12 protein-coding genes are annotated in these 13,594 nt (G+C 69.8%); 4 read left to right on the top strand and 8 right to left on the bottom strand.

Translation table 11 applies throughout. The annotated features are described in order from the left end of the window. The first annotated feature begins 58 nt into the window (after nucleotides 1-58). From ACFKCF_RS32990 to ACFKCF_RS32980, 3 genes are all read left to right on the top strand, one after another. A complete protein-coding gene (locus ACFKCF_RS32990; protein ID WP_394499185.1) occupies nucleotides 59-3,280 on the top strand; it encodes a hypothetical protein in 3,222 nt (1,073 codons plus the stop codon). A 70-nt stretch (nucleotides 3,281-3,350) separates the two neighbouring features. Beyond that, nucleotides 3,351-4,547 carry a DUF418 domain-containing protein gene (locus ACFKCF_RS32985; protein ID WP_394499184.1) on the top strand — a complete coding sequence of 399 codons (1,197 nt, stop codon included), beginning with the start codon at nucleotides 3,351-3,353 and terminating at the stop codon, nucleotides 4,545-4,547. A gap of 6 nt (nucleotides 4,548-4,553) precedes the next feature. Continuing rightward, entirely contained in the window at nucleotides 4,554-5,186 is a 633-nt protein-coding gene (locus ACFKCF_RS32980) for a GNAT family N-acetyltransferase (RefSeq protein ID WP_394499183.1), read from the top strand. Here the strand turns inward: ACFKCF_RS32980 and ACFKCF_RS32975 are convergent. The 4 genes from ACFKCF_RS32975 to ACFKCF_RS32960 all read right to left on the bottom strand — a co-directional run bounded on the left by ACFKCF_RS32975 (nucleotide 5,179) and on the right by ACFKCF_RS32960 (nucleotide 7,914). Beyond that, nucleotides 5,179-5,880 (bottom strand): uridine kinase, encoded by a 702-nt coding sequence (locus ACFKCF_RS32975; protein WP_394499182.1) that lies wholly within the window; start codon nucleotides 5,878-5,880, stop codon nucleotides 5,179-5,181. The two genes, ACFKCF_RS32980 and ACFKCF_RS32975, sit on opposite strands and share 8 nt — an antisense overlap. A 149-nt stretch (nucleotides 5,881-6,029) precedes the next feature. Next, nucleotides 6,030-6,434: a hypothetical protein gene (locus ACFKCF_RS32970; protein WP_394499181.1), complete on the bottom strand. Its 405-nt coding sequence runs from the start codon at nucleotides 6,432-6,434 to the stop codon at nucleotides 6,030-6,032. A 139-nt stretch (nucleotides 6,435-6,573) separates the two neighbouring features. Continuing rightward, nucleotides 6,574-6,870 (bottom strand): hypothetical protein, encoded by a 297-nt coding sequence (locus tag ACFKCF_RS32965; protein WP_394499180.1) that lies wholly within the window; start codon nucleotides 6,868-6,870, stop codon nucleotides 6,574-6,576. 72 nt (nucleotides 6,871-6,942) lie between these two features. Then, nucleotides 6,943-7,914: a helix-turn-helix transcriptional regulator gene (locus ACFKCF_RS32960; RefSeq protein ID WP_394499179.1), complete on the bottom strand. Its 972-nt coding sequence runs from the start codon at nucleotides 7,912-7,914 to the stop codon at nucleotides 6,943-6,945. 90 nt (nucleotides 7,915-8,004) lie between these two features. Here ACFKCF_RS32960 and ACFKCF_RS32955 point away from each other — a divergent pair, with 90 nt between their 5' ends. Then, nucleotides 8,005-8,988, top strand: coding sequence for a zinc-binding dehydrogenase (locus ACFKCF_RS32955; protein ID WP_394499178.1), 984 nt, complete (start codon nucleotides 8,005-8,007; stop codon nucleotides 8,986-8,988). Between the two features lie 184 nt (nucleotides 8,989-9,172). Here ACFKCF_RS32955 and ACFKCF_RS32950 read toward each other — a convergent pair whose 3' ends face one another. The 4 genes from ACFKCF_RS32950 to ACFKCF_RS32935 all read right to left on the bottom strand — a co-directional run bounded on the left by ACFKCF_RS32950 (nucleotide 9,173) and on the right by ACFKCF_RS32935 (nucleotide 13,511). Next, nucleotides 9,173-9,910 (bottom strand): phosphotransferase family protein, encoded by a 738-nt coding sequence (locus ACFKCF_RS32950; protein ID WP_394499177.1) that lies wholly within the window; start codon nucleotides 9,908-9,910, stop codon nucleotides 9,173-9,175. A 176-nt stretch (nucleotides 9,911-10,086) separates the two neighbouring features. Continuing rightward, complete coding sequence (locus ACFKCF_RS32945; RefSeq protein WP_394499176.1) at nucleotides 10,087-11,475, bottom strand: xylan 1,4-beta-xylosidase; 1,389 nt, start codon at nucleotides 11,473-11,475, stop codon at nucleotides 10,087-10,089. 215 nt (nucleotides 11,476-11,690) lie between these two features. After that, nucleotides 11,691-12,440 (bottom strand): SDR family oxidoreductase, encoded by a 750-nt coding sequence (locus tag ACFKCF_RS32940; protein WP_394499175.1) that lies wholly within the window; start codon nucleotides 12,438-12,440, stop codon nucleotides 11,691-11,693. A gap of 42 nt (nucleotides 12,441-12,482) precedes the next feature. Then, on the bottom strand, nucleotides 12,483-13,511 hold the full coding sequence (locus ACFKCF_RS32935) for a phosphotransferase family protein (protein WP_394499174.1): 1,029 nt from the start codon (nucleotides 13,509-13,511) through the stop codon (nucleotides 12,483-12,485). Nucleotides 13,512-13,594 lie beyond the last annotated feature (83 nt).

Genomic DNA, 13,594 nt, shown 5'->3' with positions numbered 1-13,594 from the left:
CATTGCAAGCTCCTCGGAGGTGCGCGGGGCCGTGCGCGGAGACAAGGAGGAGTCAGACGTGCCCTTCGATCCGGAGGCTACCGGGGTCATCCCGAAGCTGACGTTCGACACCGCTCCCCCGGAGGGCCCGCCTTCGGAGGACAAGGCCTCGAAGGTCCAGGCTTCGCAGGACCCGGCTTCGGAGGATCAGGCTTCGGAGGACGCCGAGCCGGACTCGGACACGACGACGATGATCCGGTTGCCGGCCATCCTGCACATCGGGCACCCGCCCACCGTGGAGGAGGCCGCCGACCCGGACGCCACGGGCACGGTCACCACCCCGGCGCAGGGGGCCGCTTCCGCCCCGTCCGCCGATCCCGCTGACGACTCCGCCACCAAACCCGGCCTTCGCACGCAGCCTGCGAGCGGCCCGCAGCCGACCGGTGACGGGAAGCCGACCGCGAATGCCAAGGCGGACGTCCGGCCGCAGCCTGCGAGCGGGCCGCAACCCGTCGATGGCGCGCGGGCCGACGGCGATGGGCAGCGTGGGGCCTCGGCGGAGGCGACGGGCACCACGTCCGATGCCGCCACCAAACCCGGCACCACCACGCCCAAGGCCACCACCTCCGACGCGGCTGCCTCCAGCGCCGCTACCTCAAGCCCTGCCACGCCCAGCGCTGCCGCTCCCGGTGCCGCCGCGTCCGGCACCGTCACGCCCGGCGCTGCCAAGGGCGCCGCGGCCGAGAAGGCGCCCGCGAAGGATGCCGCGGCCGAGAAGGCGCCCGCGAAGGATGCCGCGGCCGAGAAGGCGCCCGCGAAGGATGCGGCGCCCGGGAAGGCGCCTGCCAAGGGCGCATCCCCTGCCGAAGCGCCCGCCAAGCGGCCGGTCACCGAGACGGCGGCCGCCGGGACCGTGCCTGTGCCCATAGTCCGTCCCACCCCGGCGCCCTCCGCCGGAGCAGCGCCCGCCGGTGGGTCGGCCGCTGCCGCGCCTGCGGAGGCGCCGCAGCAAGCCTCGCCCGTGCCCGCCGCAGCCCCGCCCACGGCGCCCCGGCAGGCCGCGACCTCCCAATCCACCGCGGCCCCCCAGGCCGCCACGAAGCAGGCGACCCCCAAGCCGTCCCCTCAGCCGGCCCCCGGCAAGCCGCGCACGCTCGGCGGTCGCATCGGCGCGCTCGTCGCCAATGCGCCCCAGTGGCTGCCCGTGCTGCTGGTCCTCGAGGGCCTGGCCATGTACATCCTGGCCCTCAAGGTCGCCCCAGGCCCCCTGCGCGGCGTGGACCCCGACAACATCGACGGCCTGGGCCTGATCTCGGCCCTCCCGACGACGGCGTTCATCGCCATCCTCATCATGATCGTGTCGTTCTTCGTCACGGTCGCCCAGAGCACCGACCGCAAGTTCCTCCTGCTGTTCCAGATCGCCGCCATCACCTTCGCCCTGCACGGCGCGGGCGCCCTGGTGGCCACGGCGCCGCGCTTCCCCACCGCGTACATCCACGCCGGTTTCGTGGAGTTCATCAGCAGGACCGGCGAGTCGGCCATCAGCATCGACGCCCGCATGGGCTGGCCGGGCTTCTTCGCGCTGTTCGCCTTCGTGACGAAGGCCGCCGGGATCACCGACCTGACGCCGATCCTGCAGTGGACGCCGCTCGTCTCGAACCTGCTCTACCTGCTCCCGTTCGTACTGATCCTGCGCCAGGTCGTGGCCACCACGCGGGCGCGGTGGTTCGCGGCGCTGCTGTTCGTGCTGGTGCAGTGGATCGGGCAGGACTACTTCTCGCCGCAGGGCTTCACGTTCGCCTTGTATCTGGCGTTCATCGCGATCCTGCTCAGATGGTTCGGGCGGGTCGAGCAGCGTACGAAGCCGATCCCGCCCAAGGGCCTGCGCAAGCTGCTCGGCAAGCTGGACTCGATGACCCCGGGCGAGCTGGCCAACACCGGCACGTACCGGGCCGACAAGCTGCTCATGCTGATGATGCTGCTGGCGCTGTTCGTCGCGTCGGTGGCCTCGCACCAGATCACCCCGTTCATGATGCTCGGGGTCGTGACGGCGTTCCTCATCTTCAAGCGGACGTCGCTGACCTGGGGGCTGCCCTTCTTCCTCGGGCTGCTCGTGCTGGCCTGGATCAGCTACATGACAGTGGGCTTCTGGTCCAGCCAGATCGGCGCCATCTTCGGCGGCTTCGGCCGGATCCTGCAGAACATCGGCAACAGCACCGGCGACCGGATCGAGGGCAGCGACCCCGCGCACGCGCTGGTGCTGCAGGCGCGGCTCGGCATCCTCGTGGTGATCCTCAGCCTGGCGGCCACGGGGCTGGTCAGGCGGTTCCGGCGCGGGGTGTTCGACCGGTCGGCGCTGATCCTGCTCTGCGTGCCGGTGCTGGCGCTGGGGCTGCAGAGCTACGGCGGCGAGATCGGGCTGCGGATCTACATGTTCGCGCTGCCCGGAGCCTGTCTGCTGGCCGCGTACGCGTTCTTCCCCAACCTGCCGGCCGACAGCGTGGACGTGCGCGAGGAGACCGTTCCGCTGCGCAAGCGGAACGTGCGCTTCAACCCGCAGTTCACCAAGAAGCTCTCGGTCGTGCTCGCGGCGTGCTTCGCGGTGCTGTTCGCGTTCGCGTTCCTGCTGGCCAGGTACGGCAACGAGAAGTTCGAGCGGGTCACCACGGGTGAGGTGGCCGCGCTGCACTACGTCTACGCGCACGACAAGCCGAGCGCCAAGGTGCTCTACCTGGTGCCCAAGAAGGGCCCGGAGGTCACGCCGACCCTGCCGTGGGGCGAGAAGGACGTCGAGCTGGTCAACTTCGGCGTGCAGGCCCTGGTGCACAAGGACCCGACGCAGATCGCGGACGCGGTCGCGGCGCTCAAGGAGCAACCGCGTAACTCGTACCTGATCGTGAGCCGCGGGCAGGTGAGCTACCTGCAGCTCAACGAGGGCTTCCCGGAGGACTGGGGGACGAAGTTCCGCGCGGCGCTGGACGCCTCGCCGGATCTGAAGCGGGTGTTCTCCAACCAGGACGCGGCCCTCTACACCTGGAAGAAGTTCGTCCGGGGCACCGAGATTCCCGCACCGCAGCCCTACAAGGGACGCGGCGACCCCACCACCCCGTGGACACCCGTGGGCATCGGCGCGCTGGCCGTGACATGGGTCTCGCTCTTCGCGTACGAGGTCATCCGGCTGAACGGCCCCAACCGCGCACGCAAGACCAGGAAGCGTCTGCTCTTCCTGGCCGTGCCCGCTTTCGTGGTCGCGCTGGCAGTGATCATCGAACGATTCATCTACATCGCACAAAATAACTAAATTCACAGGAAACACTCAGCTTGTACGGGATGATGTTCTCCATATGAGGACACAGGAGACACTCCCCGTCATGCCGAACGCACGACTCGCGGCTGCGAGGATCGCTTCCGTCGACGCCTTACGAGGCTTCGCACTCCTGGGCATCCTCGTTGTCAACATCGCCTTCCTGGCCTCCGGCTACCGGATGGCCGGGATGGCCGAGCCAGCCTTCCAGTCCCCGCTCGACTGGACCGTGCGGTTCAGCGTGACGCTCCTCGTGGAGAACAAGTTCTACCTGCTGTTCTCCTTCCTGTTCGGCTACAGCTTCACCCTCCAGGTCGACTCGGCGGCGCGGCAGGGGCGCCCGTTCGGGCCGATGTTCCTGCGCCGCCTGGCCGGGCTGCTCCTGATCGGGCTGGCCCACGCCGTCCTGCTGTTCCCCGGGGACATCCTGACGACGTACGCGGCCGTGGGCCTGGCCCTGCTGATCTTCCGCAAGCTCCGGCCCAAGGCCGCGGTGGTGCTGGCGGTCATGTTGACCGCGATGCTCGCGCTCGGCTTCGTACTGCTGGCCCTGCTCGCCACGTTCGGCCTGGACATGGGCGGCACGGTGGCGGACTCCGCCGCGGAGGCCACCAAGGCGGACACGGCGCTGGCGGCCTCCGCCCTGCAGATCATCTCCGAGCACCTCAGGAAGCTGTCGCTGATCATCGTCTTCCGCGTCCTGTTCCAGGGGCCGGCGGTGCTGGCGGCGTGCCTGATCGGCCTGGCGATCGGCAAGCTGGGCGCCATGCGCGACCTGTCGGCCCACACGAGCACGCTGCGCAAGCTGCAGTGGGCCGGGTTCACGGTCGGGCTCGCGGGCGCGTTCGTCTACACGACGTCGGCCTGGCACGGCACGATGCACAAGTTCTGGGGCGAGGCCGTGGACCTCGTGACGGCCCCGCTGCTGGCGGCCGCGTACGCGGCGACGTTCCTGCGGCTGCTGCCGTACATGCCGCGCATCGCCCGGGCGCTCGCGGCGCCGGGCCGGATGGCGCTGTCCAACTATCTGGCGCAGTCGCTGATCTGCTCGCTGATCTTCACCGGGTACGGGCTGGCGCTCGTGGACCGGGTCAGCCCGCCGCTGGAGGTGCTGATCGCGCTCGGCGTCTTCGTCTGCCAGGTCTTCTACAGCCACTGGTGGCTCAAGAGGCACCGGTACGGGCCCGTGGAGTGGGTCCTGCGCTTCCTCACGTACTGGCGCAAACCAGGCTCCAGCCGCCCGCGCCAGGCTTTGGAACAATGACGCGGTATGCGCAACTGGCCCGTACTCAACCTCCGCCTCACCACGCCCCGCCTCGAGCTCCGCATGCCCTCTCTGGACGATCTCGACGAGCTGGCCGACCGGGCCGCGGAAGGCGTGCACGATCCGGACCTGATGCCGTTCGGCGTGCCATGGACGGACGTCCCCGCCGATGAGCTGCCGGGGAACGTCGTCCGGTTCCAGCTCGGAGTGATCTCGCGATGGCAGCCCGAACGGTGGTGCTGCAACTTCGTCGTCGTCCACGAGGGCCGGGTGGTCGGCACCCAGGATCTGTCCGCGTACGGCTTCCGGGTCACCCGCGAGGTGCACACGGGCTCGTGGCTGGGCCGCGCCCATCAGGGCAAGGGCCTCGGCACGGAGATGCGCGCCGCCGTCCTCCACCTGGCCTTCACCGGGCTCGGGGCCCTGACGGCGGTCTCCAGCGCGTTCCTGGACAACCCGGCCTCGCTGGGCGTCTCCCGCAGGCTCGGCTACCGGCCGGACGGGCTGATGGTGGACGAGGTACGCGGCAAGCGGGCGGTCCAGCAGCGCCTCCGCCTCGACCGGGCCGACTTCACCGACCCTGTCCCCGTGCGGATCGACGGCCTGGAGCCCTGCCTGCCGCTCTTCGGACTCACTTGATGCGGGGCCGGTCGAAGGCGGTGTTGTCGATGACGACGTCCATCCGCTGCAGCGGATCGGCCTCCTCGAGGTAGATGCGCTCGGCGACCAGATAGCGGTTCCGATGGATCGACTCGGCCTCGGACCCGGCCCAGTCCTGGTCGCGTTCGGCCCCTCTGCGTACCGACAGCTCGGCGTCCACGTCCATCCAGATCCGGAAATCCCAGTACTTGTCGATCTCCGGCCGGAACGCGAACACCCCGTCCACGATCACCACCGAGTCCGCCGCCAGCGGCGTCGTCGTCCCGGAATGATCGATCTGCGTCAGCGGGTCGATGCCGCACAGCGCACACGCCACCGCCTCGGCGGACCGGCCGGGCTCCAGCAGCAGCCTCTTGACCGCCTCATAGTCGTAGGCGTTCCGGTAGTAGCCCTCGCCCGACTCACGGTCGTAGAGGTGCCGGTCCTTCCACGGCTTCTTGAAGTCATCCAGGGTGGCCCGCAGCGCGGGCCGCCCCGCCTTGACGATCTCCTCGGCCAGCTCGTGCCCGAAGCTCGTCTTGCCCGAAGCGGTGAACCCGTCGATCCCCACCAGCACCCGTCCGCCGCCGCCGCGCGCCAGCGCTTGCTCGGCCACCTGGCTCACGAGCGCGGAGCGCTCCGGCGAGGCCGGGTCCGGGCAGGGCTGCTGCCACGTAGAGACGGAATACTGCACCCGCACACGAGAAGCACCAGAAAATTCCACCAGCACACCCTATCCACGGGCATTTCGCTTAACGTACGAGGTCATTGATGCTCGGCCCCGGGCACGATGGGCGACTCGACATCTTGTCGGCGGAGAGGACCCCGTGAGGCCGACATCCATCAAGCGGCGTCGAGGGCTTCGGTGATCTTGCGGGCCATCTCCACCAGGGTGGGGCTGGGCTGACCCCGGTGGATCCCGGCGGCCGCGTCGATGGCGACGATGACGGTGCTGCGGAAGTTGTCGGCCTCGGCCGGATCCTGCTGCTTGAGCAGGCTCATGGCTGCGGTCAGGGCCGGCAGGACCTGGTCGGCGAGTTCGGCCACGGACTTGCCGTACTTCACGCCCTTGGGCGCCTTGGTGAGCACGTGTCCGGCCAGGCCGGTCGCGGAGGTCAGGGCGATGGAGCCCTCGGTGGCGACCTTGTGGGCCGAACCGGCGGCGCCGGCGGCGGACATCAGCGACACGGCGCCCCACGCGGCGATCCGCAGGGTGAGCTTGTCCTGGTCGGTAAGGGTGATCGACATGGCGGTGAGCTCCTTCAAGCTGTTACGAGATCCGACTGAACGGACAGGCTCTGAACCGTTCATGGCATCCACGATCGCCGACCGCTCTGATGCCGGGCCGTTGCCGTGCTGATACGGCCGCTGACACGAGCAGACCTGGTCACCCGCCGCAGCAGCGCCTCCGTACGGTGGTTGCCGTCGAGCACGACCCGCCCCTGACCGTGATGTACATGTCGCCGCCCGGCTTGAACACCGCTTCGAGCAGCCTGTGGTCCGGCAGGTGCGCGTAGTGGTCGGTCTTTCCCCGGCTCAGCGCGCTGCGGTCGAGGTCGGGGCAGATGAGGTCCTTCAGCCGGCGCACGGTCGCGTTCGGCGCCGCGGGCGACCTGCCGCGCCGCGCCGCCGCGGCCTCCCGAGGCGGGCGAGCCTCGAGGAGCGGCCTCAGCCGGTCGCGCACCTCCTGGGCGAGCGTCCTGCCGAAGAGGCGTTCAAGGATGCGGCGGAAGGTCGCGCCACCGTCGCGATCTGCCTACGGCAGTGACGGTCTGTCGGTTGCGCTGCCGGCCCGGATGAAGCGGGCACCCCACTCCTGGACGTGCGCGGCGAACTCCGGCGGCCCCAGCACCTCGAACTCCGCGCCCACATTGCCCAGCGCCTGGGTCGGCCAATCGAGAGAGGTCGAGGTCATGGTGATCCGGCAGGTGTCGTGGTTGAGCGGTTCGATCGTGCCCCACTGGCCGACCGCCTGCCGTACCCGGGCCGCGGGGGCGTGGACAAGCGCCTGAACCGTGTACGGAGCCGGGGCTCCGCTGGCTTCCTGGACGAAGACCGCGGCGTCCTCGGCCGGGAGTGGACGCGGCCGGAATCGCGTGCCGGTCCCGGCCGGCTCGGTCAGCCGGTCGAGGCGGAAGCTTCGCCAGTCGTGCCGGGTCAGGTCGTAGGCGACCAGGTACCAGCGTCCGCCGAGGGCGACCAGGCGGTGCGGCTCGACCTCGCGCTCGGTGGGGGCGGAGCCTCTGGCGGTGTAGCCGAAGCGCAGCCGCTCCTGGTCCCGGCAGGCCTGGGCGACCGCGGTGAGCACCTGCGCCGTGACGACCGGCCCGGACGCGGCGACGGAGAGGGTCATCTCCCGCAGGGCGTCCACCCTGGCCCGCAGCCGGGGCGGTAGGACCCGGATCACCTTGGTGAGCGCACGCAGCGACGCCTCCTGCATCCCGGCGATCCCGCTCTGCGCCACGTCGCCGATGCCCACCGCGAGGGCCACCGCCTCCTCGTCGTCCAGCAGCAGCGGCGGCAGGACGGCGCCGGGCGCGAGCTGGTAGCCGCCGTCGGTTCCCCGGGCCGCGCTGACCGGATAACCAAGCTCGCGCAGCCGGTCGACGTCGCGGCGCAGGGTCCGCTCGGACACCCCGAGCCGATCAGCCAGTTCCGTGCCGGACCAGTGGCGGTGGGTCTGCAGCAGCGAGAGCAGCCGGAGGGTCCGTGAGCTGGTGTTCGCCATACCGCCATCCTCGCCTGACTTCCGGTCAAAAAGTGACCGGAAGCCTCTTTAGGGTCGATTTCGAAGGCCCCCACCGACAAAGGACCAAAAATGATCACCCGTGAGATCCAGCTGACCGCACAGATCGTCGGCACCCCCACGCTCGACCACTTCATTGTCGCCACCACCGAGGTGGACGGCGAGGTTGTGGTGCGAACCGACCAGGTAGGGCTCGCCGCGACCTACCTGGAGCTGATGCGCGCGGACTGCACCCTCCCCGTACCGGGCTGGCAGCCGGGTCAGCGGGTGGGCGTGGCCGCCATCGGCACCGTCGTCCGGTCCGACAGCCCCGAGCTCGCGGTTGGGGACCTGGTCGAGTCGATGACCGGCTGGAGCGAGTATTCGGCGGGGCCTGCCGCCCAGTACGTGAAGCTCGATCCCATCGCCGACCCCGGCTACTACCTCGGTCAGGGACCGACGGCCTACTACGGGATGGCCGACGTGGCGGGCGTCGGCGAGGGCGACGTGGTGTTCGTCTCCGGCGCCGCGGGCGGGGTCGGCTCACTGGCCGGGCAGATCGCCAAATGCCTGGGCGCGGCGCGGGTGATCGGCAGCGCCGGCAGCCAGGCCAAGGTCGACTATCTGGTGAACGAGCTCGGCTACGACGCTGCGTTCGACTATCACGACGGCTCGCCGGTCGACCGGCTCCGAGAGCTCGCGCCCGAGGGCATTTCGGTGTTCTTCGACGTCGTGGGCGGCGAGCAGTATCAGGCCGCGCTGCAGGCGGCCAGGCCCGGCGCCCGCTTCGCGCTGTGCGGCTCGCTGTCCAGCCAGCTCGGCGATGCGGCGGAGCGCTTCCCCGAGCCCGACCATGCCGCGGCCCAGGCCAGGGGTGTCGAGCTGCTGCCGTTCTCCTGCTACCACACCCCCGACCAGATCGCCGCCTGGCGGGAACACTTCAGCACCTGGCTGGACGAGGGCCGCTTCGTCTACCCGCAGACGGCCATCAAGGGCAAGCTCGATGACGTGCCGCGGGCTTTCTTGTCCCTGCTCCAGGGCTCCTACCGGGGCAACGTCTCGGTGCGGCTGCCATGACGACTCTCTCGATCGGGGCCCTGAACCGGGGCCCCGCCGATTCCTACTGGCCCGCACCGATCACACGTCTTGACGTACGAAGATCGCGAGCCCGGGGTACGGCGCGCCGCTGACCACCCGCCCGCCGGTCTTCGCGTCAGCCTCTATGCCTGGTCACGGACGCGTACTCGGACTCGTGCGGGTCTCACATCCGGGCTCGCAGCACGTCGAACTCGCAGCCTGGCGAGGACGGGTCGAAGCCGTTCTCGATCAGCCAGCGGCTCGCCAGCAGGCTTCGCAACGACCACCACGCACGGATCACGTCGAGGTCGACGTCGGTGCCGTAGCCGGCGACGACGTCGCCGAGGTGCTCCTCGTGTCCGAGCGTCAAGATGGCGAGGTCGAACAGGGCATCGCCCTGGGCCGCCTCGGACCAGTCGATCACGCCGGTGATCTCGTCACCGTCGACGAACACGTGGCTGACCTGTAAGTCACCGTGCACGAACACCGGTGTCCATGGCCGAAGCGCAGCCTCGGCAACCTGGCGGTTGCGCGCGACCAGGTCGGCGGGAAGGACGCCGTTCGTGACGAGCCACTCGCATTCGCCGTCGAGGCGCGAGACGATCTCGTCGAGGCTTTGGCCGGGCCAGGGCGGCAGCGGCGCGTCGTGCAGCATCCGTGCGGCGGCACCCGCCGCGGCCCACGCCGCCGACGACGCGGTCGACGGCTCACCGAGGTGGCCGAGTGCCGTGCCGGGCAGGGCGGCGAGCGCGAGCACGGGCGGCTTGCGCCACAGCACCTCCGGAGTCGGGATCGGCACCATGGCCATCGCCTCGACCTCGACATCGGTGCGCGTCTGATCGACGTCGACCTTCAGGAACACATCGCCGACGCGCAGGGTCGCTCGCTCGCCATGGGCGACGACGACCTCAATTTGCTCCATGCCGGCCATTATCAGGAGATCATCACCGACGTCACAACGCGTTTATCGCGTGCCACTGCCCGGCTACAAGGGCGGCAGTCGATCCGCCGGTGCCCGTCCCGCCTCTGATCTCCAAAGACCCACTGGGTGAGCGCGCGGGGGTCGAGGGGGCGGGGCCCCCGTGGAAGGCCGTGCTTTCAGGTGCCGCCGCGGCCGGACCATTTGATTTCGTGGGGCTTCAGGGTTACCTGGCGGCCGTCCACCGTGGCCGTCACCTCGCGGTCCGAGGTGTTCACCATGACCACCTGGCGTTCCTGGCCGATCGCCTTGATCTTGGGGTCCGAGGTTGTCACGGACTCGACGCGTACGCCTGCGGGAAACCACTTGGTGAAACCGCTGAGCAGGCCCGCCATCGGCATCTCCCCGCCCACCTTGGGGCTCCAGAGGCAGCCGGCGCACTCGCCTTCGCTCTTCTGCTGCGGGTTCCAGTAAAGGGCCGTCGTCACGCCGCTCTTGGCGAACTCCATCAGCGCCGTCGCCTGCACCGCCGTGCGCTTGGCCTCCGACCAGCCGGAGTTCTCGGGCTCGACGTACCATTCGGCCCACCACACGGGCAGGTCTTTGCTCTTCTGCCGCAGCCACGTCGTGATGGCGGCGAATTTGGCCTGGGCGGCGAAATCGTCGGGCACGTTGCCCCGGTCGTTCGTCATGGACGCGCCGTCCACCACGACGAAGTCGGCGCCCTTCTTGTGGTCCAGCCAGTACGTGATCGCGTCCAGCGCCCGCTGGTCCACCGTGCCCCAGGGGCCGCTCAGCTCCGAAGGGCCGCCCTTGGAATTGGTCTCGATGGGGATGTACGGGCCGCCGACCTGGATGTCCTTGTTCACCTTCTTCAAGGCCGCGTAGACCTTGTTGTACAGCTCGGTGTACCCCTCGGCGTCCCAGCGGTTCGTGGACGGGTCCCAGAAGCCCTTGAACTCGTTCCACACCATGTAGTGCTTGACCGTCGGATACTGCTTGGCGACTCTGGCGGCCAGCTTGGCGTAGTCGTCGAAATGCTCGCGCTCGGGCGCGACCGTGTGGTTCTTGCTCCAGTCCGTACGCCCGGCCTGCCCGCCCTTCATCCAGTCCGGCGCGCAGCACAGCGTGATCACCGGCACCGCCCGCGACGACGCCATGAACTTCAGCCGCCGGTCCAGATCACGGAAGTTGAACTGTCCGGGACTGGGCTCCGGGTTGCCGACGCCCCAGCCCATGATGTGCTGGTTCTGCAGCATGGGGACCCGGCCGAGCACGCCCCTGGCCTCCTCCACGACCTGCGGCGGCTCGTTGTCGGCGCTGTACTGGGTGTGGGTGACGCCCCAGCGCGGCCAGTTGTCGAGGGCGGGTGGCTGCTCCAGTTGCGGCGCGGGCTCGCTGGGGAGCGTCGTGGCGACGTCGTCGCCCTTGAACACCTCCCGGGACTTGCCGCGCATCGACGCGTAGACCATGATGCCCGCCACCAGTACGACGGCGAGGACGCCTGCTCCCAGCGCGAGCGGCCACGGCGATCGTCTTCGCGCGTGCCGGCCGTCTGTCGGAATCACCGAACGCTCCTCATGCTGCGGCGAAGGTACAAGGACTCACGAACCTACAAGGGCTCAGGATTCTGCGAGGGCTGCGAACGTTCCAGAGACTGCAAACGTACAAGAGGCTGACCCTAAATACGCTAATCGCCCCACTTGCAAGGTACTTGCCGTTTCCGTTCAGGAGACGGGGGGACGCCGGCCTCCCGCGCGGCCCGGGATCCCCCGGTTTCCGTTCAGGAGACAGGGGGACGCTGGCCTCCCGCGGGGCCCGGGACCCCGGCGTAGCGGTACGGGACCGGCGGCCGGCCGGGCTGCACGACCAGGAGCGTGCCGGGGGTCTCGGCGTAGAAGGCGGACTCGACGGCGGCGGCCACGTCCTCGGCCGTGAGCAGGGGGAACCCGGCGTTGACGAACATCTCCCGCGACTCCGCCACCAGCGGCGTGTCCGTGAATCCGGGACAGACGGCACCGATCCGGATCTTCTGCGCTGCCAGCGGCTCGGCCAGCGCCCTGACCAGGCCGACGACGGCGTGCTTGGTCATCGTGTAGATCGGGTCGCCGGCGAAGCCCACGAGCCCGGCCAGCGACGCGGTGACCACGATGGCGCCCCCGCCCGACCGCTTGAGCAGCGGGACGCCGGCCCGCACGCCGAAGACGACGCCGTCCACGTTCACCCCGACCACCTGGCGGTAACGCGCCGGGTCGAAGTCCGCCAGGTCGACGCCGCCCGGGATCCCCGCGTTCAGGTGGACCAGGTCGAGCCGGCCGTAACGCTGCTCGGCCAGCGCCACCGCCTCCAGCGAGGCCTCCTCGCGGCTGACGTCGGCGACCAGCCAGGCGCCGTCCACCTCCTTGGCCAGCCGCTCGGCGCCCTCACCGTCGAGGTCGACGAGGACGCACTTGACGCCGCCCGCCGACAGCCGCCGCGCCACCGCGGCCCCGATGCCACTGGCCGCTCCGGTGATGAGTGCAACTGTGCTCATGGCGTGCTCCTTGCGTCGGGGGTCCTCGCGAAGGCCGGACCGTCAGGGCTGGTCGAGCATGCGGTGCGCACGGGAGATCAGCGTGGGCACCGCGGACCCGATGCGGTCGAATCCCTCCCCAACGGTCTTACCCTGCCGGAACCGGGCGTGGATACCCTCCACGATGACAGCGAGCTTGAAGTTGCCAAAAGCCACATAAAACCCAAGATCCGAAATATCACGGCCGGAGACCTTGGCGTAGTGTGCGGCGAACTCCGCCGCGTTCATGAACCCCGGCGCCACCGTAACGTCCCCCGCCACGGGGATCCGCGCCCGTTCCTCGTCCCCCTGATCGTGCCAGTACGTCAGCGTCAGCCCCAGATCGGCCAGCGGATCCCCCAGCGTGGACATCTCCCAGTCCACCACGGCCGCGATCTCGATCGGGTCCCCGAACCGGATCAGCGTGTTGTCCAGCCGGTAGTCGCCGTGCACCAGCGTGCTGTCGGAGGCGGCGGGCAGGCGCTCCCGCAGCCGCTCAACCAGCCGGTCGTACTCGGGCAGGTCTGCCGTCTTCGACCGCTCCCACTGCTGGCCCCACCGTTCGAGCTGCCTGGCCAGGTAGCCCTCGGGCCGCCCGAAGTCCCCGAGCCCCACCTCGCGGTAGTCCACCGCGTGGATGGCCGCCAGCACCTCCGCCAGCCGCTCCGACAGCCGCCGCGTCTGCGCCTGCGACGGCGAGCCGAGCTCCTCCCGGTTCCGTACGGCGGCCCCCTCCACGTACCCCATGAGATAGAACGGCGCCCCGACGACGGACTCGTCATCGCAGAACGCGACCGGCGAGGGCACCGGCACGGGCGTGGCCGCCAGGGCCGAGATGACCCGCCACTCGCGCCGCATGTCGTGGGCGGTGGGCAGGACGTGGCCGAGCGGCGGCCGGCGCAGCACCAGGCGCTGGTCGCGGGCCTCGATCAGGTAGGTGAGGTTGGACCTGCCGCCCGAGATCAGCGAGACGGACAGCGGTTCGCCCGCGCCGGGCACGTTCCGGCCCATCCACGCGATCAGAGCGGGCCAGTCGATGCCAGGTACGGTCATGAACACACATTAGAACGCCACTCGGTCCTGAACACCACCTGAGAGTTCGGTAACGTTCGGGACCTGCGGTTACGCCTGTTCTG

The organism is Nonomuraea sp. JJY05, assembly GCF_043496855.1.
Taxonomy (GTDB): domain Bacteria; phylum Actinomycetota; class Actinomycetes; order Streptosporangiales; family Streptosporangiaceae; genus Nonomuraea.
This window is presented reverse-complemented; position numbering and strand designations above follow the sequence as displayed.